This is a genomic window from Ruegeria sp. AB7 (assembly GCF_056542625.1).
Genome location: NZ_JBQGAC010000001.1, coordinates 628,152 through 647,100, shown reverse-complemented (window position 1 = coordinate 647,100; position 18,949 = coordinate 628,152). Strand labels below are relative to the sequence as shown.

General features: G+C 58.0%; 19 protein-coding genes. 7 read left to right on the top strand and 12 right to left on the bottom strand.

Annotated features, from left to right (window positions below; all coding sequences use genetic code 11):
• Positions 1-12 precede the first annotated feature (12 nt).
• Positions 13-636, top strand: a complete 624-nt coding sequence (locus tag ACR0EN_RS03265) for an XRE family transcriptional regulator (protein WP_170396891.1) — start codon at positions 13-15, stop codon at positions 634-636.
• Here the strand turns inward: ACR0EN_RS03265 and ACR0EN_RS03260 are convergent.
• The 5 genes from ACR0EN_RS03260 to ACR0EN_RS03240 form a co-directional block, all read right to left on the bottom strand.
• Positions 625-861 carry a hypothetical protein gene (locus ACR0EN_RS03260; RefSeq protein ID WP_170396893.1) on the bottom strand — a complete coding sequence of 79 codons (237 nt, stop codon included), beginning with the start codon at positions 859-861 and terminating at the stop codon, positions 625-627. The genes ACR0EN_RS03265 and ACR0EN_RS03260 overlap by 12 nt on opposite strands.
• Positions 862-1,048: 187 nt before the next feature.
• Complete coding sequence (locus tag ACR0EN_RS03255) at positions 1,049-1,708, bottom strand: aquaporin (RefSeq protein WP_170465314.1); 660 nt, start codon at positions 1,706-1,708, stop codon at positions 1,049-1,051.
• Complete coding sequence (locus tag ACR0EN_RS03250; protein WP_170465316.1) at positions 1,705-2,181, bottom strand: arsenate reductase ArsC; 477 nt, start codon at positions 2,179-2,181, stop codon at positions 1,705-1,707. The genes ACR0EN_RS03255 and ACR0EN_RS03250 overlap by 4 nt, the downstream gene beginning before the upstream one ends.
• Positions 2,182-2,207: 26 nt before the next feature.
• On the bottom strand, positions 2,208-3,032 hold the full coding sequence (locus ACR0EN_RS03245; protein WP_170817827.1) for an arsenate reductase/protein-tyrosine-phosphatase family protein: 825 nt from the start codon (positions 3,030-3,032) through the stop codon (positions 2,208-2,210).
• A gap of 32 nt (positions 3,033-3,064) precedes the next feature.
• Positions 3,065-4,891, bottom strand: a complete 1,827-nt coding sequence (locus tag ACR0EN_RS03240) for an extracellular solute-binding protein (protein WP_170626898.1) — start codon at positions 4,889-4,891, stop codon at positions 3,065-3,067.
• A gap of 293 nt (positions 4,892-5,184) precedes the next feature.
• Here ACR0EN_RS03240 and ACR0EN_RS03235 point away from each other — a divergent pair, with 293 nt between their 5' ends.
• Positions 5,185-5,958: a 3-hydroxybutyrate dehydrogenase gene (locus ACR0EN_RS03235; protein ID WP_170396905.1), complete on the top strand. Its 774-nt coding sequence runs from the start codon at positions 5,185-5,187 to the stop codon at positions 5,956-5,958.
• 64 nt (positions 5,959-6,022) lie between these two features.
• Positions 6,023-7,048 carry a patatin-like phospholipase family protein gene (locus tag ACR0EN_RS03230; RefSeq protein ID WP_480585181.1) on the top strand — a complete coding sequence of 342 codons (1,026 nt, stop codon included), beginning with the start codon at positions 6,023-6,025 and terminating at the stop codon, positions 7,046-7,048.
• Here ACR0EN_RS03230 and ACR0EN_RS03225 read toward each other — a convergent pair whose 3' ends face one another.
• From ACR0EN_RS03225 to ACR0EN_RS03210, 4 genes are all read right to left on the bottom strand, one after another.
• Positions 7,049-7,726 carry a DUF502 domain-containing protein gene (locus tag ACR0EN_RS03225; protein ID WP_170396909.1) on the bottom strand — a complete coding sequence of 226 codons (678 nt, stop codon included), beginning with the start codon at positions 7,724-7,726 and terminating at the stop codon, positions 7,049-7,051.
• A 63-nt stretch (positions 7,727-7,789) separates the two neighbouring features.
• Positions 7,790-8,704, bottom strand: coding sequence for a pseudouridine-5'-phosphate glycosidase (locus ACR0EN_RS03220; RefSeq protein WP_480585179.1), 915 nt, complete (start codon positions 8,702-8,704; stop codon positions 7,790-7,792).
• Positions 8,701-9,594 carry a PfkB family carbohydrate kinase gene (locus ACR0EN_RS03215; protein ID WP_480585176.1) on the bottom strand — a complete coding sequence of 298 codons (894 nt, stop codon included), beginning with the start codon at positions 9,592-9,594 and terminating at the stop codon, positions 8,701-8,703. The genes ACR0EN_RS03220 and ACR0EN_RS03215 overlap by 4 nt, the downstream gene beginning before the upstream one ends.
• 55 nt (positions 9,595-9,649) lie before the next feature.
• Entirely contained in the window at positions 9,650-10,270 is a 621-nt protein-coding gene (locus ACR0EN_RS03210; RefSeq protein WP_170396915.1) for a thiamine phosphate synthase, read from the bottom strand.
• Between the two features lie 164 nt (positions 10,271-10,434).
• On the opposite strand from ACR0EN_RS03210, the gene ACR0EN_RS03205 reads away from it, so the two are divergent.
• From ACR0EN_RS03205 to ACR0EN_RS03195, 3 genes are read left to right on the top strand one after another with little or no spacing between them, the layout of a single operon-like run.
• On the top strand, positions 10,435-11,178 hold the full coding sequence (locus ACR0EN_RS03205; protein ID WP_170396917.1) for an RNA methyltransferase: 744 nt from the start codon (positions 10,435-10,437) through the stop codon (positions 11,176-11,178).
• Between the two features lie 59 nt (positions 11,179-11,237).
• Positions 11,238-12,383: a heme A synthase gene (ctaA, locus tag ACR0EN_RS03200; RefSeq protein WP_170817822.1), complete on the top strand. Its 1,146-nt coding sequence runs from the start codon at positions 11,238-11,240 to the stop codon at positions 12,381-12,383.
• A gap of 4 nt (positions 12,384-12,387) precedes the next feature.
• Positions 12,388-13,857: a carboxypeptidase M32 gene (locus ACR0EN_RS03195; protein WP_480585173.1), complete on the top strand. Its 1,470-nt coding sequence runs from the start codon at positions 12,388-12,390 to the stop codon at positions 13,855-13,857.
• 23 nt (positions 13,858-13,880) lie between these two features.
• Here the strand turns inward: ACR0EN_RS03195 and trhA are convergent, their stop codons facing one another.
• Positions 13,881-14,549 (bottom strand): PAQR family membrane homeostasis protein TrhA, encoded by a 669-nt coding sequence (gene trhA / locus ACR0EN_RS03190; protein ID WP_170817820.1) that lies wholly within the window; start codon positions 14,547-14,549, stop codon positions 13,881-13,883.
• A 126-nt stretch (positions 14,550-14,675) separates the two neighbouring features.
• Positions 14,676-17,399 carry a DNA gyrase subunit A gene (gene gyrA, locus ACR0EN_RS03185; RefSeq protein ID WP_170396932.1) on the bottom strand — a complete coding sequence of 908 codons (2,724 nt, stop codon included), beginning with the start codon at positions 17,397-17,399 and terminating at the stop codon, positions 14,676-14,678.
• Positions 17,400-17,593: 194 nt separating this feature from the next.
• Here gyrA and ACR0EN_RS03180 point away from each other — a divergent pair, with 194 nt between their 5' ends.
• Positions 17,594-17,863, top strand: a complete 270-nt coding sequence (locus tag ACR0EN_RS03180) for an usg protein (RefSeq protein ID WP_039535770.1) — start codon at positions 17,594-17,596, stop codon at positions 17,861-17,863.
• Positions 17,864-17,866: 3 nt separating this feature from the next.
• On the opposite strand, the gene ACR0EN_RS03175 is transcribed toward ACR0EN_RS03180, so the two are convergent.
• Positions 17,867-18,820 carry a radical SAM family protein gene (locus ACR0EN_RS03175; RefSeq protein ID WP_170817819.1) on the bottom strand — a complete coding sequence of 318 codons (954 nt, stop codon included), beginning with the start codon at positions 18,818-18,820 and terminating at the stop codon, positions 17,867-17,869.
• Between the last annotated feature and the right edge of the window lie 129 nt (positions 18,821-18,949).

The following is an 18,949-nucleotide window of genomic DNA, read 5'->3' as shown; positions in this document are numbered from 1 at the left end:
ATAGAAAGACCCATGGCCACCAATGATCATAAATCTATCGTCAGAATTGCCCGCGACAATGGTGTCAACACCGAGTTGGAGCCGGTCGATCTGGGCGCGCGCGTGCGCGAACTGCGTAAAGCCCGCAACTGGACGCTGGAACAGGCGGCGAGTCAGGCGGGTCTGGCCCGGTCGACACTCAGCAAGATCGAAAATGGTCAGATGTCTCCGACCTATGATGCTTTGAAAAAGCTGGCGACCGGATTGGAGATTTCGGTGCCTCAGCTTTTTACGCCGCCACAACGCGATCAGGTGATCGGTCGAATGGCAGTGACCAAGATGGGCGGGGGGGCGGCCCATGCGACCACCACCTACGAACATGAGTTGCTGGCAGAAACGCTGACCAAAAAGCAGATGCTGCCCTATCGCGCCCGTGTACGTGCACGCTCGATGGAAGAATTTGACGGCTGGGTGCGTCACGATGGTGAGGAATTTTTGTATGTCCTGACCGGAGTGGTGCGGTTGTTTACCGAGTTCTATGAGCCGGTCGAAATGCGCCGCGGCGACAGCGCTTATTACGACGGCAGCATGGGGCATAACGTCATTTCGGTCAGTGATGAGGATGCGACGATCCTGTGGGTGACGTCACTTGCTTAGGGCTTGGGCCGCTTCGCGGTTCAATGCTTCGGTGAACAGGAAATCCTCAAGCTCTTCGCGCGCCTCGTTTACGGTCAGGTGGTGACGCTCGGCCAGGTAAGCTTCGAACTGTTTGCGATCTTCGCCAACGCGCGCCATATCCCTATCGCGCAGGTTCGGAAACCTACGTTTTGCACGCGCATATGACGCGTCCCAGTCTTGCGTCAGATCAGCCCAGTTTAGCATCTGCGAGCCTTCCTTAGTTGGTGTTTCAGGATTGCTCTCCCCCAAGACAGCCTACGGAGCGCCGTGCGTTGCTGCAGACATGACAAAATGTCGCAGCCGGAGTCAGGAGATAAGATGCAAAAAACCCGCTGCGGAGATACCGCAACGGGCCCACGGACCTGCAGTAAAGTGAGTGGCGGCCGGTCCGTTATTCTGCTGGTTCGAATAACCAGTTCAGTATTTTGTGTCCGATAAATACAGCAATTAACTGCATAATTATGAACATCGGAATGTGCGCAGGGTATATCCCCGCAAAGGTATCCGTAAAGCCCCTTGCGATTGTAACGGCCGGATTAGCAAAACTTGTGGAAGACGTATACCAGTAGGCGCCGGTAATATAGAGGCCCACAAGGGCTGGTACCGTGTCCGGCTTGTGCCGAATTCCGCCGAAAATCACAAAGAGCAAACCCAAAGTGGCGACAATTTCCGAAAACCACTGATGAGCCCCGGTACGATGCATCGTTTCCGAAGTTTGCAGAATCGGCAGGTCAAACATGTAATGGCTGGCCCAGACCCCCGCGATACCGCCGGCAATCTGAACAAGCATGTAAGGGGTGACCGCACGCCAGGGATGTTCACCGCGCAGCGCAAAGGCCAATGTCACTGCAGGGTTGAAGTGAGCGCCCGAGACAGGGCCGAGCGTAGTGATGATAGCGTAAAGGATGCAGCCGGTCGCAATTGCATTGGCCAGCAACGCCAGCGCGATGTTCCCGTCGGACAAGGTTTGCGCCATGATGCCTGATCCGACGACGCCGATCAGCAGGAAGGCGGTTCCGAGGAATTCGGCAAAGTACTGGCGGGCGCTCACAGCAGGGCTCCAATACGTTTGAGATGTGCCGAGAGTTCAACGCTGTCCATGGTTTCAATGGGCAGCTCCAGAAGTGCTTCGGCGCGGCGCCCAAGAATGTCATATGCCGTCCTAAAGGCGGTTTCCCAGTCTGAATGAGACGCGGCAGCCGGGTCCTCGACACCCCAATGCGCGCGTACGGGGGCGCCGGGCCAGACGGGGCATGTCTCTTCGGCGGCTGAGCCGCAAACCGTGATCACTATGTCCATTTCCGGAGCATCTTCTGCTGCAAACTCATCCCAGCTTTTAGAGCGGGCATCGCGGACGTCATGGCCTTCGGCACCAAGCAGCGTCAAGGATTGCGGATGCACCTTCCCGGTCGGGTTGGAGCCTGCTGAATAGGCGCGTACACGCCCTTCGCCGGTGTGATTGAAGAGCGACTCCAGCAGAATCGACCGAGCCGAGTTGCCGGTGCATAGAACCAGTATGTTCATGGGGGTATCCTTGGATTGATCGAGGACTATTCGGCCATTCGACCGATACCATCCACCTTGTGCTGTAGTGAGATGCGGTCGAGCGTTTCGAACGGGAGGCTTGCAAAGGCGGTGATACGGTTGCGCAGCAATCCGTAGGCCTGCTGGAATGCCAGCTGCTTTTGCGCGTCGGTTCCTTCAACTTTGACCGGATCGGGCAGACCCCAATGCGCGCTTATCGGTTGTCCCGGCCAAGCGGGGCAGGCCTCGTTGGCCGCGTGGTCGCAGACGGTAAAGACAAAATCCATCTTTGGGGCATCAGCAGCGGCAAATTCTTCCAGTGATTTTGAGCGGAGCGAGGTCGTGTCGTAGTCTTTTTGCTTCAAGAGTTCCATAACGATTGAATTTGGTCCGTCCGATGGTGCCGTTCCTGCCGAATAAGCGCGAAACAAGCCGTTACCTTCATTGTTCAGGATGGCTTCCGCCATGATCGAACGGGCCGAGTTTCCGGTGCAGAGGAAAAGCGCATTCATTACGCGGTCAGGGGACGCCATAACGGGGTCATCCGAGGGTTGCATGCACAAATCAGGACGATTTTGACAGCAACCGCCCAGCAACTCATCAAACAGCCCGCGCACCGCTGGTAAGTTGGCGGCATATTGCAATGATGTCCCGCTGCGCGACTGCTGGATCAGCCCGGCGGATTTCAATGCATTCAGGTAGGTTGACGCAGTATTGGGTTTCAGCGCTAAAGCCTCGGCAATCTGACCCGCAGCAACGGAATCTGGATAGCGACGCATCAACAGCCGGAACAGATCCAGCCGCTTGGGATGTGCGAGTGCGTTCAGCCTGTCATGAATCTCTATTTCCATAATTCATGAAATATGGAAATAGAAAGGACTCGTCAATCCTGAAACCACCAGACCTGTGGCATATATTCTGGCCCATCGCCATAAATTGGCAGAGTGTCGGGTTGTTTCAGCTCTTTGACATGGGCGATACGGCCGACATCAAAGCTCCAGATAGGAATAACATAGCGACCCGCTGTCAGAACACGATCCAGCGCGCGCGTTGCCGCAACAAAATCCTCGTGGCTTTCCGAGGCCAGCATCGCGTCGATCAGCCCGTCCACGGCGGGCGAGGTCAGACCCATGACATTCCGCGTCCCGGGAGCGTTGGCGTTTTCGCTGCCCCAATACAGGCGTTGTTCGTTGCCTGGCGAGAGCGACAGCGCACGACGGAACGGGGTCATGTCAAAATCTTGCGCATCGATGCGTGAAGTATATTGCGCGTCATCTACTTTCTCGACTGTCAACTGGATACCCAGGCGTTCGAGGGCGCGGGCATAGATTTCCGCGATCACGCCGACATCCTGGACCACGTTCAGGCTGCCCTGGCTGATGACCAGATCAATCACAAACGGCTCACCGCTGGCGTTGCGAAGCTGGCCGTCCTGAATGGTCCATCCGGCCTCTTCCAGCAGTTTAAGCGCTTTGCGGATATTTCGGCGGTTGCGTTCGGTTCCATCGCTTTGAGGCAATTCATATCCATCCAGCGTGCCCGGTGCCAATTCGGCGGCGTAAGGTTGAAGCAATTCCTCGACACGACCAGTGGCCGGTCCGGGTTGCATCCCCAATTCCGAACCCGAGAAATAGGAGGTGATCCTGGGCTGCGCCCCGCCTGTAATGGTGTCGTTGATGAACTCGAAGTTGAAGGCCAGCGTCAGCGCCTCGCGTACGCGCCAGTCATCGAATGGCGCCTTGCGTGTGTTCATGACAAAGCCGGTCATGCCCGATGGTTTTTGATGGGGAATTTCCGTCTTCACAACATCACCGCGCTGAACCGCTGGGAAGTTGTACTGCGTGTTCCATTTATCCGCGTTGAATTCACGAACGGCCGAAAGCTCGCCAGCTTTGAACGCTTCAAACGCGACTGTGCCGTCGCCGTAGAACTCAATCCGCATGTCATCCAGATTCATCGTGCCCTTGCGGTAGGGGATATCGGCACCCCAATAGTCAGGATTGCGACGCAGGTTCACATAGCGGCCAGCCTCATAGTCATCGATTACGTATGGTCCGGAACCGATGGGTATATCGTGTAGTTGAGCGTCAGCGAACGACTTTCCCTCCCACTGCGCTTTTTGCAGGATCGGGCGCATTCCGGCGATCAGGGCCAGTTCGCGATCCGGTTCGTTAAAGGTGATCCGAACGCTGCGCGGTCCAGTCTGTTCAATGCTATCAATCTTGCCCCACAGCCCGCGATATCGCAGGTGGCCTTCGGTGCCCAGTGTCTCATACGACCAGATCACGTCATCGACAGTGACCGGCGATCCATCCGAGAATTCAGCATTTTCGCGCAGCGTGAATTCGACCCAGGTTCGGTCCGAATCCGTCTCAACTGATTCGGCTAACAACCCGTAAAGAGTGAAAGGTTCGTCCCAGGAGCGGCCCATCAGGCTTTCATGCGTCCAAAATCGCAACTGCCACGGCGCGGTGCCTTTTTGCACAAACGGGTTCAGACTGTTATAGCCGCCGGTATTGCCAAATACGACCTTGCCGCCCTTGGGCGCGTCAGGATTTGCGTAGGGTAGCGACACAAAATCCGGTGGTAGGGCCGGGTCACCATACATAGCTATGCCATGGGCCGATTCTGCTGACGCCATTGAGGCGGCGAAAATACAGGTGATTCCCACAATCGCGGGACGAAGGGGGCGGAGATAATCGGGGCTCATTTTGGAAACAATCCTGCTCTGGCCTTATTTTGTTTGGGATTCACCGTAGCCATGATTTTTCTTATTATCAAACTTTTAGCTTGGACGAGGGCGTGGAATTGCTTATAAAGGTTCTACTGCTCGATAGGTTTCTTGCCTGTATGAAACCTGCCTCAATAACTTAACGCCCGCTTCGTGCGGGCGTTTTTTTTGGCAAAACTCGTGCGGGCGCGCGGATCAGATCATTCCCCGTTTTCTTTGCAGGTGCAGCATGGCACTGTGTTTGAGAAACAAAAACTCATAAGGAGAGTGCCATGAGTCTGTCGGGCAAAACAGCCGTCGTCACGGGGTCGAATTCGGGGATTGGGCTGGGCATCGCGCGTGAGCTGGCGAAGGCCGGGGCGGATGTGGTGCTGAATTCGTTCACCGACCGGGATGAAGATCATGCGCTGGCCACCGAGATTGGCAAAGAGACGGGAACCAACGCGCGCTACATCAAGGCAGATATGTCCAAGGGCGATGAATGCCGTGCACTGATCGAACAGGCAGGTGCTTGTGACATTCTGGTGAACAACGCCGGCATTCAGCATGTGGCTCCGATCGATCAGTTTCCGTCGGACAAATGGGATGCGATCATCGCGATCAACATGAATTCGGTCTTTCATACGATGGCGGCAGCGCTTCCGAAGATGCGCGCGGCGGGTTGGGGGCGGATCGTGAATATTGCCTCGGCTCACGGTCTGACGGCCTCGCCCTACAAGGCGGCTTACATCGCGGCAAAGCATGGTGTCGTCGGGATGAGCAAGACCGTGGCGCTGGAGACTGCGCAGGAGCCGATCACCTGCAATGCTATTTGTCCGGGATACGTACTGACTCCATTGGTTGAGGCGCAAATTCCCAACACGATGAAAGAGTACAATATGAGCCGCGAGGATGTGGTGAAGAACATCCTGCTGGAGCGGCAGCCATCGAAGGAGTTTGCCACGGTCGAGCAGCTGGGCGGAACTACGATCTTCTTGTGCTCGGATGCAGCGGCACAGATCACAGGAACGACGATATCCGTGGATGGGGGATGGACGGCATTGTGAGGGACCATGGGGGCTCTGCCCCCATACCCCCGAGGTATTTCTGGCCAGATGAAGAGGCGGAACCATGAAACGGATCAATCTGGCATTGCAGGGCGGTGGGGCGCATGGCGCATTTACCTGGGGTGTACTGGATCGATTGCTGGATGAAGAGGATATCGAGGTTGCCGCGATCACTGGGACTTCGGCCGGCGCTTTGAACGGGGCAGCGTTCAAATCAGGGATGGTGCATGCAGGGCGCGACGGGGCGCGGGCGTGTCTGGATGGGCTTTGGAAACGCATGGGTGCCGTCGGCGATATGCGAATTGCCCATTGGATGCGGGGCATTGAGCCTGCTCATGTTGCACAAGCGTTGGAGTACTCCGTTCCGTTCTCGATGGCCGAAGCATGGTCGCGGCTGGTATCGCCTTACGCCTATGGGCCGTTTTATCGCAATCCGCTCACCCCGGTTGTGGATCGGTTCAACTTTGATGAGATTTGTGCAGACGAAGGGCCCGCGCTGTTTGTCTGCGCCACCTGTGTGCGCAGCGGCAAGATTCGCGTTTTCACAGGCGAGGAGATTTCGACCGATGCGATTCTGGCCTCGGCCTGCTTGCCGAACCTGTTTCAGGCGGTTGAGATCTATGACCCGAAATCCGAGCGGACCGAAGCGTATTGGGATGGCGGCTATACCGGAAACCCGGCGCTTTATCCGTTGTTCGGTGGGGATTTGCCAGATGATGTGGTGATTGTGAACATCAACCCGCTGGAACGCGATGAGGTGCCTAAAACGCCGCAGCAGATTCAGAACCGGATCAATGAGATCAGTTTTAACTCATCGTTGTTTCGCGAGCTGCGTGCGATCAATTTCGTTCAACGGCTTCTGGCCGAAGGCAAGCTGAAGGCTGGTGAGATGAGCCGGGTGCTGGTGCATATGATCGCTGATGACGCCTTGATGAACGACCTTTCGGCGGCCACCAAGATCGTGCCAAACCCGGTTGTGCTGAACCGGTTGAAACAGTCCGGCCGCGATGCGGCGGAGCAGTTTCTGAGCGTGCATAAGGACGATCTGGGTCAGCGGAGCACGGTCGATTTGCCGGCAATGTTTGGTTGATTATTCAGGCGGTTGGGTTGGGTCTTTGTCATTCGGGTAAACCAGACCTGCTGAGATCACCAGCTTGGCTGCATCCTCGATGGACATATCCAGCAGGATCACATCCTCTGCGGGGAAAAACAACAGGAACCCGGATGTGGGGTTTGGAGTTGTCGGGACAAACACGCTTAGCAACTCGCCCCCGGTTTCGGCACGATCGCTCACTTCACCGCGCGCTGTTGTCGAGACGAAGCCGATTGCCCAGATGCCCCGGCGCGGATACTGGATCAGGCAGGCTTTTTCGAAAGACCGCTCGGTCTGGGCGAACACAGTTTCCGAGATTTGTTTAATCCCAGAATAAACTGAACGGACCACGGGCATGCGGTCGACGACGCTTTCGGCGAAATGAATCAATGAACGACCCAGGATACCTTTGGCGATCCAGCCAACGATGATCGTGAACAGCAAGAATATGACTACGCCGACGCCGCGCAGGTTGATGCCGACATATTCGGACGGCTGGAACCGCTGCGGGATCAGCGGCAAGACTGCGCTGTCAATCCAACCCACTACAGACCAGATCAACCAGATGGTCAGCCACACCGGAGCAATGACGACGATACCAGTCAGAAAGGACGCGCGTAGCCGGGAGAACAGGCCGGGGCGTCGGTGGGGTTCTTCGTCAAACGGAGTGTTCATTGCGGTCCTGAGTGGTTTGCGGAATTAGGTAAGCAGTCCGGGCGCTTGGTGCAATAGCTGGGGTCAGTGGGCTGATTCCGTCAGCGCACGCGCGATGACCGCTGCCAGTCGGGCGTTGTTGCGTACCAATGCGATGTTGGCGGTAAGCGAACGGCCTTCGGTCTGTTCATAGATACGCTGTAGCAGATAAGGTGTGACGCCTTTGCCAGTGATCCGGTGAGTTTCTGCATCGGCCTGTGCGGACGCGATGATCGGGGCCAGTTCCTCGGACGGGATCTGGTCGGCTTGCGGGATCGGGTTAGCGACCAACTGACCACCCGGCAGCCCCAACGCACGCCGTGTTGCGTGGGCTTTTGCTATGTCAGCGGCATCATCCATGCGCAGCGGGGCTGCCAAGGGTGATTTTGCGGACCAGAAGGCCGGGAACTCGTCCTGTCTGTGGGCGATGACGGGGACGCCGAGCGTTTCCAAAACTTCAAGCGTTTTGGCGAGGTCGAGGATGGCTTTGGCCCCGGCCGCGACCACAGTCACCGGGGTCTGCGCGAGCTCGTGCAGGTCAGCGGAGATGTCGAAGGAGGTTTCGGCCCCCTGATGCACCCCACCGATGCCTCCGGTGGCGAAGACCTCGATGCCTGCATAATGTGCGGCGATCATTGTTGCGGCGACGGTGGTGGCCCCGGTGCCGCCTGTGGCGAGGCAGGCGGCCATGTCAGCGCGTGACAGTTTGGCGACGCCTTGCGCTTGACCCAGTGCGCTCAGCTGGTCGGCTTCGAGGCCGACGTGCAAAACTCCGTCAATAACGGCAATCGTTGCTGGAACGGCGCCCGCATCGCGGATGTCTTGTTCAACCTGTGCCGCGACCTCGATGTTCTGGGGGTAGGGCATGCCATGGGTGATGATGGTGCTTTCCAATGCCACGATTGGTTGGCCCGCATCCTTGGCGGCGCGGACCTCTGCGGAATAGTGAATGGTGATCACAGTGGGGTTTCTCCGGAAACATAGGTTGCAGCGGCGCGCAGCGCGCGGCTGAGTGCCGCGTCGCTGTCGGCACCATTCGCCTCGGCGGCGATATGGGCGGCCATGAAAGTGTCGCCCGCGCCGGTCACGCGGGTGACCAGAACGGACGGGGGTGTTTGGGTCAAGACAGCATCAGCATCCCCGACGGTGGCCGAGTTGCCGCCATCGGTCACAAGAACCCGCAACGCGCCACGGTCCAGCAGGCCTTTGGCGGCGCTCTCGGAATCGGTGAACTCGCGTTGGCAAAGCAGTCCGGCCTCTTCGAGATTCACATAGAGCGTTGCACGGGCGTGTTTGAGGAAGGGCAGCAGCCGTTCTGCCTTGCCGGGCGAGGCCGGGGCGACGTGCAGGTCGGCTTTGGCGAAGGCGGGGCTTTGGGCGATCTCTTCAAGCAAGGTAAGCGTCAGGTTACCGTCCAGCGCGATGGGCCCTTCGAATGGCGTATTTTCATAGCCCAGCGGACCATGCATCAAGGGACGCAGGATTTTGGCTCCGGCAGCTTCAAGCGAATGGGCGTCGGCAATGGCGGCGATCAGCCCGTTGGCTCCTTCAACCGCCATATATCTGTCGGTTGGCAGGTCTTGCGAGCGATAGATGTGATCGGTGACCATCCCCAAACGCGCGCAGGACCGGACCAATTCGTCGCCTTCAGCGTCGCGGCCAATTGCGGTCAGCAAAGTCGGGGTCATTCCGAACCGCACCAGCGTCATGGCGATGTTCATGGCGACGCCACCGGGCAGGCGAGTAATGCGGCCGGGTACATCCGAGCCCTGTCGCATGGCGCTGGCCGAGCGTCCGATCACGTCCCAAAGGACCGAGCCGATGCACAAAATTTCGCTGTTCTTGTTCATGCCTTGTGTCATGCCGCAGCCCCGACGCGGGTGCAAGGGTTAACGCTCGCATCCCTCAGCGCATTGCGGCAATCAGAGAGTTCAGCGCCTCCAACGGGTTATCTTGCGACCAGATTTCCTCTCCGATGCCGAAGAAATCGGTGCAGGGGGTGAGGTCTCGGATCAGATCGGACGTCAGGCCGCCCTCGGCCACGACGGGAACCTCGATCATTTCGGACCACCATTGGAACAGGTCCTTTTCGGCCTGAGTACCATCGCCCAGCGTGGCGGAACCAACCGGGCCAAAGGCCACGTAATCCGCGCCACTTTCACCAGCAGTCATCCCGTCATGGCTGGAAGACCCGCAAAAACTGCCGACAATCGCATCCGCGCCCAGCTCCTTACGGGCTGCCCTGACAGACCGCGCGCCGTCATCCAGATGCACCCCGTCCAGACCCAACCGCTGCGCCAGCAATACATGGTTGGAAATCACGATGGCTACATCGCGCGCATGCGCAACTTCGCGGCAAGCATCGGCGGCGCGCGCGATGGTATCTTCGTCGCTTCCAGCCAAGGCGAGGCGGATACATGCAATTTCAGCCCCGTCCAATACGTGACCCAATTGGTCAGGGAATGTACTCAGCGCGATGGTCGGAGGCGTGATCAGGTAAATCTGCGGCTGCTCGGGGGTGTCCATGGCGCGTCCTTCGGGTTTGTCATCTTTCGCGCGGTTTAGCGGATTGCGCGCGGGAAGCAAACTTTTATGCCGGCTACGTACCCTTTTGCGAACAGAAGACGCCGGGCCGACTTGCCCTCGACCCATGCGGCCATTAGAGCAAGCGGAGTTTTTCGGAGTTAGCCATGCCCAGCGATACATCACAGCCGTCTTTTGTTCTGGTGCGCCCTCAGATGGGTGAGAACATCGGTGCTGCCGCGCGGGCGATGTGGAACTTTGGGCTGGATCGGATGCGGATCGTGGCACCGCGCGACGGCTGGCCCAACCCCAAGGCGGTGGCGATGTCCAGCGGGGCCGGGCGGCTTTTGGATGAGGCGCAGTTATTTGATGATCTGGCGGGCGCGCTGGAGGACACCACCTTTGTCTTCGCCACCACAGCGCGGCAACGTGGGTTGACCAAGCCTGTCTATAGCCCGGAGCGCGCAATGCAGCTTGCATCGCAGAAAGTGGCGGCGGGCGAAAAGGTCGCTGTTCTGTTTGGCCCGGAACGGGCAGGGCTTGAGAATGAGGATATCGCCAAGGCCAATGCGATTATCTCGGTGCCGGTGAATCCTGAATATGCGTCGTTGAACCTCGGGCAGTGCGTTCTGCTGACCGCCTACGAATGGATGCGCCAGACCGGGGATGTCGTGCATGAGGCAACTGATCTGGGCAAGGGCGATTGGGCGACGGGGATCGAGGTTGAAAAGTTGGTCGAGCATTATGAGGACCGTCTGGAACAGGCCGGGTTCTTCTATCCGCCGGAAAAAGCTGAAGGAATGAAGGTGAACCTGCGCAATCTGTGGTCGCGGATGCGGATGACACGGGCCGATGTACAGATGCTTCACGGGATCATGCGGCAGATGGTCCGCTGGAAAGACAAAAGCTGAGGCTGGACCTATCTTCCGCCAAACCATAGCTTGCGACGAAATCAGGACATGAGGACAGCATGAGCGGTAAGCGCAGCATCTTCGAAGAGGTCTCGGACAGCGAAAAACAACAGGCCGTCCAACCCGGTATGATCGACCGGGGGCGTGGCGGTGCGCGGGCCGCGATCCGGGTTTGGCTGATGATCCTGTTCGCGCTGGTCGTGATCATGATTGCCGTGGGCGGGCTCACGCGGCTGACCGACAGTGGTCTATCGATCACCGAATGGCGACCTATTACGGGTGCGATCCCACCGATGAACGCCGCCGACTGGCAAGCCGAATTCGACAAATACAAGCAGATTGACCAGTGGCGAATTCAGAACCAATGGATGGAGCTGGATGATTTCAAAACCATCTATTGGTGGGAATGGGGCCATCGCCAGTTGGGCCGCGTGATAGGATTGGTTTGGGCCGTTGGATTTATCGGTTTCCTTGTGACCCGCAAGATTCCGACAGGATGGGCTGGTAAGCTGCTGATCCCCGGCCTGCTTGGCGGTGTTCAGGGTGCTGTAGGCTGGTGGATGGTCGCCTCGGGCGTCACACAGGGTGAAGGCATGACCGCCGTTGCCAGCTATCGTCTGGCAACGCATCTTGGCTTGGCCTTCGTGATCCTCGGCTTTCTTGCCTGGTACATCTTTGAACTTGGCCGTGACGAACGTGACCTGATGCAGGCCCGCCGCGCGAAAGAGGCTAAGCTTTTCTCGATATCGACCGGACTGCTGCACTTCACCTTCCTGCAAATCCTCATCGGTGCGCTGGTGGCCGGGATCGACGCGGGGAGGTCCTACACTGACTGGCCCCTGATTGGCGGTCAGTTGCTGCCGCCCGATGCGGCCATGCTGGAACCGATGTGGCGTAACTTCTTTGAAAGTCCCGGTCTGGTGCAGTTTATCCACCGTTGCGTCGGCTATCTGCTGTTTATTTTCGCCATCATAGTCTGGCGGCGCGGTGGCAGCAGCGCGCACCCACAGACCCGCTTTGCCTTCAACGCCATGTTCGCGGCTTTGTCACTGCAAGTGGTCGTGGGCATCATCACAGTCGTCTATGCGGCACCTTGGCAGATTGCCATTTTCCACCAGTTCATGGCCGTGGTCGTCTGGACACTGATCCTGCGCGCCCGCTTCCTGACAGCTTACCCTATCGCAACATCTGTGCGCGGAGCATGATCCCATGACAGCATACAATGACCTGATGGCCTTTCAGCGCGAAACCTCGGCCCTGGGCCAGATTGCCGGTAGGCTCGGCTGGGACCAGGAAACGGTGATGCCGCGCGGTGCCGCGCCGCAACGGGCCGAGGAAATGGCAGCGATCGAGGCTGTATTGCATGCTCGCCGCTCTGACCCTCGCGTTGCCGAATGGTTGGAGCAGGCCGCACCGCAAGATGAGGTCGGCAAGGCACAACTGCGTGAGATACGCCGCGCCTTTGACCGCGCGGTGAAGGTGCCCGCCGATCTGGCGACGGCGATTGCCCGCGTGACATCCGCCGCGCAGGGCACATGGGCCCAGGCGCGAGCGGACGAAGATGTCTCAGCCTTCCTGCCGGTGCTGGAAGAAGTTGTCTCGCTGAAACGGCAAGAAGGTGAAGCGCTGGCACAGGGTGGCGACGTTTATGACGCGATGGTCGAGGATTACGAGCCCTACACAACCGGCGCTCAGATCGCTGCGATCTTTGACGAAATGCGCCCACGTCTGGTGGCTCTTCGCGCCGCCGTTCTGGATCGCCCGGAACCTGTCGCGCTGACCGGCAGCTTTGACGAACTGACCCAGATGCGCCTGACGCAGAAACTGGCCACGACATTCGGCTATGACCTCAACAATGGCCGCGTCGACAAAGCGGTGCATCCGTTCAGCTCGGGCAGTGGGCTGGACGTTCGGATCACCACCCGCACCAGCGAGACCGATCCGTTCAACTGCTTTTACTCGACCATTCACGAGGTTGGACACGCCGCCTATGAGCAGGGCATCGACCGCGATTACCTGCTGACCCCGCTGGGACGTGGTGTGTCGATGGGTGTGCATGAAAGCCAAAGCCGGATTTACGAAAACCAGCTGGGCCGCTCGCGCGCCTTTACCGGATGGCTGTTTGACCAGATGAAAGAGGCGTTCGGTGATTTTGGCATCGCCGATGCAGATGCGTTCTATGCCACCGTCAACCGCGTCCACAACGGCTATATCCGGACCGAGGCGGATGAGGTGCAGTACAATCTGCACATCATGCTGCGGTTTGATTTGGAACGCGCACTGATGGCCGGTGACTTGCAGGTCGGCGACCTTGAAGCCGCCTGGAACAACCGCTTCAAAGCAGATTTTGGTTATGCGGTCGACAAGCCCTCGAATGGATGCTTGCAGGACGTACACTGGTCGGTTGGCCTGTTTGGCTATTTCCCGACCTATTCACTGGGCAATGTATATGCCGGATGCCTGTATCAAGCACTGCGCGCGGCAATTCCCGGACTTGAGGGGCAGTTGACAGCTGGCGATACTTCCGGGGCGACCGGTTGGCTTCGAGAGCATGTGCAGCAGCATGGAGGACTGTACGCGCCCCGCGAAATCATTCAGCGCGCCAGTGGGGTGGAACCAGGGCCGGAGCCGCTGTTGGCTTATCTGGAGCAGAAGTTCGGGGCGTTGTACGGGCTTTGAGGCGTGTTCGTGGCGCTCCGGCGTTACACTGGCCCTGACGGTACCATTTCGATACGCAAGGCAACAGCGGCGAAGAAAAGGCCGCTTCCTGCCAATACAAACACGTGCCAGATGGTGTTGTGGTAGGGCAGCCAGTCCAGAAGGTAAAATACCACGCCTGCGGTATAGATGAGGCCTCCGGCGATCATTAAAGTAAGGGTAAGGGGTGAAAGTTCGGCCAACATGGATTGTCCGGCCCAAACCGCGGCCCATCCCATCAGAAGATACAGCGCCAGCCCGAACCAGCGGAAGCGGTTCGGGTCGATCATCTTCAGAACAGAGCCCAGCGTCGCAGAAGACCACAGCCCCAGCAAAAGTCCCGGAGGTTGCGAAGCCGAGAGCAGCAGGAACGGCGTATAAGTTCCTGCGATCTTCACGTAGATACCCGAGTGATCAAGGCGGCGCAGAAACTCTGCCCACTCATCATGCTCGATCATGTTGTAGAGCGCCGAGAGCGTCAGCATCAAAACCAGAGTTATTCCATAGATCGAGGCGCCCAAAACCGCCGCCGGGTCTGACCGATAGAAGACTGTCATGATGATCAGCATAGGCGCTGCGATCACCGCCGAAGAAACACCCAGCACATGAACAACACCGTCACTTATTCGCTCAGCACGGCTGTAGGCAGGTCGGATATGGGCGAATGACCACATATCGAAATGCTAGGCGTGCCGGGCCTGCTGGGGCAAGCCCACCCTCGTGCCGTTGGCAGGAACGTGACCCTGAGTAACAAAAACGCCCGCAATACGGGCGTTTTGTTACACTTCTGTAGTGCTTTGTTATTCCTCGGCTTCTTCGTCACCCTGGTCGGCGATCCAGGCCACACTAACGACTTCTTCGCCTTTGCCGGTGTTGAATACCCGCACACCACCCGCGCTGCGGGAGCGGAACGAGATGCCCTCGACCGGCACCCGGATCGATTGGCCCTTCGAGGTAGCCAGCATGATCTGATCGTCGATTTCTACGGGGAAGGAGGCAACCAGTTCGCCGCCGCGCATGGCTTTGTCCATCGCCGCAACGCCCATGCCACCGCGACCGCGGACCGGGTAGTCGTGACTGGAGCTCAGCTTGCCCGCGCCGCCCGACGTGATGGTCAAGATCAGGTTCTCGGCTGCCGACATCTCGGCATAGCGTTCCTGCGTGATACTGCCAGGCGCGGCTTCGTCCTCGTCCGTTTCGCCGTCATCCGCAATGCCCGCGACTGCGCGGCGCATCTTGAGGTAGGCGGCGCGCTCGTCCGGGTCGGCCTCGAAATGGCGAATTACGGACATCGAGACGACACGGTCGCCATTGCTCAGCCTGATGCCGCGTACACCGGTAGATTCGCGTGAGTTGAAGACACGTACATCAGTGGTGCGGAATCGGATCGCACGGCCCGAATTGGTGACCAGCATCACGTCTTCATCTTCTGAACAGATGCGAGCGTTTACCAGTTCCACATCCTCGGGCAGTTTCATCGCGATCTTGCCATTGCGGCGGACGTTCGTGAAATCTGACAGACGATTGCGGCGGACGTCACCTGCACTGGTGGCGAAGACGATTTGCAGGTTCTCCCACTCTTCATCCGGCACATCCACGGGCATGATCGCCGCGATCGAGACACCGGTCGGGATCGGCAGGATGTTGACGATCGCCTTGCCCTTACCGGTCCGGCTGGATTGCGGCAGACGCCAGGTCTTGAGCTTGTACACCATGCCTTCGGTGGTGAAGAACAGCAGTTGCGTATGCGTGTTCGCCACGAAGAGATTGGTGACAACATCCTCTTCCTTGGTCTGCATACCCGACAGGCCTTTGCCGCCACGCTTTTGCGCCCGGAAATCGGCCAGCGGGGTGCGTTTGATGTAGCCGCCTGAGGTGACAGTCACGACCATATCTTCGCGTTCGATCAGGTCTTCGTCTTCCATATCACCGGACCAGTCAACGATCTCGGTGCGGCGGTCGACGGCGAACTGCTCGCGCACGCTGCGTAGCTCATCGGCGATGATGCCCATGATGCGCTCACGCGAAGACAGAATATCCAAGTATTCCTTGATCTTGTCGGCCAGTTCTTCCAGTTCGTCCGTGACTTCCTTGACACCCAGTTGGGTCAGACGCTGCAGCCGCAGCTCGAGAATGGCGCGGGCCTGTACCTCGGTCAGGTTATAGGTGCCGTCGTCATTCATCTTGGACAGCGGATCGTCGATCAGGCGTAGATAGCCTTCGATCTCGGATGCAGGCCAGCGGCGGGTCATTAGTTTCTCGCGCGCTTCAGCAGCGTCTGCCGACGAGCGGATCGTGGCAACCACTTCGTCAACATTCGAAACGGCCACGGCCAGACCACACAGGATGTGACTGCGCTCACGCGCCTTGCGCAAGTCATAGGCTGTGCGGCGGGCAACAACATCTTCGCGGAAGTCGATGAACGAGGTTAGGAAGCGGCGCAGGGTCAGCTGTTCAGGCCGACCGCCGTTCAACGCCAGCATGTTGCAACCAAATGAGGTCTGCATCGGCGAGAAGCGGTAGAGCTGGTTCAGCACCACTTCGGGCGTTGCATCGCGTTTCAGTTCGACCACGACACGCACACCATTGCGGTCGGATTCGTCCTGTACGTGGCTGACGCCTTCGATGCGTTTTTCACGCACGGCTTCGGCGATCTTTTCGATCATCGAGGCTTTGTTCACCTGATAGGGGATCTCGTCCACAACGATGGCGTACCGATCCTTGCGCAGCTCTTCTACGCGGGTCTTGGCGCGGATGATAACGCTGCCACGGCCTTCAAGGTACGCTTTGCGCGCACCTGAGCGGCCCAGCATCACACCGCCAGTCGGGAAGTCGGGGCCGGGCACATATTCGATCAGTTGTTCGGATGTCAGATCGGGATCGTCGATCAGCGCCAGAGTGGCATCGACCACTTCGCCCAAGTTATGCGGTGGGATGTTGGTTGCCATACCCACGGCAATACCACCGGCACCATTGACCAGCATGTTCGGGAAACGGGCGGGTAGGACGGTCGGCTCTTTGTCTTTGCCGTCATAGTTGTCCTGAAAATCGACAGTCTCTTTTTCGATATCGGCCAGCAGGGACGCGGCGGGTTTGTCCATCCGTACTTCGGTGTAACGCATCGCCGCCGGGTTATCGCCGTCCATTGAGCCAAAGTTGCCCTGACCATCAAGCAGCGGCAGCGACATCGAGAAATCCTGCGCCATCCGCACCAGCGCGTCATAGATCGCACTATCACCATGCGGGTGGTACTTACCCATCACGTCGCCAACCGGACGGGCCGACTTGCGATAGGACTTGTCATGAGTGTTCCCGGTCTCATGCATCGCGTAGAGAATACGCCGATGCACCGGTTTCAGCCCGTCGCGCAGATCGGGGATCGCACGGCTGACAATGACCGACATCGCATAGTCCAGATAGGACGTGCGCATTTCGGATTCGATGGATACCGTCGGGCCGTCATAAACGGGGCGCTCGGGCGGGGTTTCGTCCATGTTTTCAGGGATTTCTGGCGTATCGCTCACGTAGGCTGCCCGTGTCTTGTTCTTGATCTATATCTTGTGGATACACTTTATCAGACCCGGCATATAAGGTGCAAGCAAGCAACCGTTCCCCGGCCAAATTAGGTCGGTAACACCTGAGTAACATATTGTTATCTAAGTATTAGGACAGTTCCGTGTTACTCTGACTAGACCTTGTAACAAATTTGGAGGTCTGCATGGCGCAAAGTGAAACTGAACTCATGCTTAAGGGGTACGGGCTGACCACGGCGGAATTTTTCTACCACATGCCCGACTATATTCACGTACTGAACACGTTTATTTGGCAGGATTACGACCTTGCTCCGGACCATCCGAAGCTGTTCGAATTCGTAGAATTCTGGCAGAAAGAGATTGAAGGTCCGCTGCACTCGGTCAGGTTCACGCACCGTAAAATGATCGCGCCGGGAGAATGGCGCAACATGGTGGGTGAGTTTCGGGTAAATTAGCCCTCAGGCCGAACAGCTCGCGCCGCCCAATACACAGAATTTGGCGCAATGCGGGTGGTTCAGATGCACGTCGGCCTCGGCCTCTTCAAGGGTTTCGCCCAATTCAAACTCCGGCGAATAAGGCAGCAGCGTACAGGCCAGCACCGCCGGACGCTCGGCGCCTTTGCGTTTGACGACCATACGCGAGCTGGCGCACATCACCGCATCAGGGGCTTTGTCCAGGATGCCCCAGCAAGCGGTTGTGATTTCAGGAACTTCAACTGTTTCGTCCATCTCGGGAAACAAAACTGTTTGGCCCGGATTTTGCGCATCGATGTCAAAGCCGTGCTTGGCAAAGAATGCTGCATACCCCGCGCGGCTTTCAGCGTCGCTATCCCCCCAGACTGAGCGCCCGGCAATTGCCATCCTAAAGCCGTTATCCCGCAACCACTCCATCCCCGTCAGAGTTTTGGCAAAACTGCCTTTGCCGCGTTCTTCGTCATGCAGATCGGGGCGGTAGTGGTCGACGGAGACACGCAGCGTCAGTTTTTCTGCGTAGTCGCGCTGTAATTCCAGTAAACCCTCGCGCATTTTGCGGCGCATCATCGGCCGCATTGCATTGGTCAGGATCAAAACTTCGTATCCGCGCTCTAGCGCGACGCGCGTCATCTCGATCATCTCGGGGTTCATGAAGGGCTCACCACCAGTAAAGCCTATCTCGCGGATCGGCCATTGGCGCTGTTCGATCTGATCCAGATAGTCGCGGACTTCGTCGGCGGTGATGTAAACCAGAGCATCGTTGGTTGGGCTGCTGGCGATATAGCAGTTTACGCACTCGATGTTGCACAGCGTTCCGGTGTTGAACCAAAGGGTTTCGGGATGAGTCAGCGCAACGGACGCGCGCGTTTGCCCGTCTGCTGTCACTAAACTGTTCTGAAACTTCCCGATATTCGCAGCCTGTAGGGCGTTGTCTTTCATTCCGGCATCCGGTTCTGTGCTTGTGCCAAACCGACTTAACCGTTTGTGCCGGTTTAGTTAAGAGCATCTACCCCTCGCTGACAGAGTTTTGATGTGGGAAGAAAGTTGCTGATTGGTTGCGCTAACATT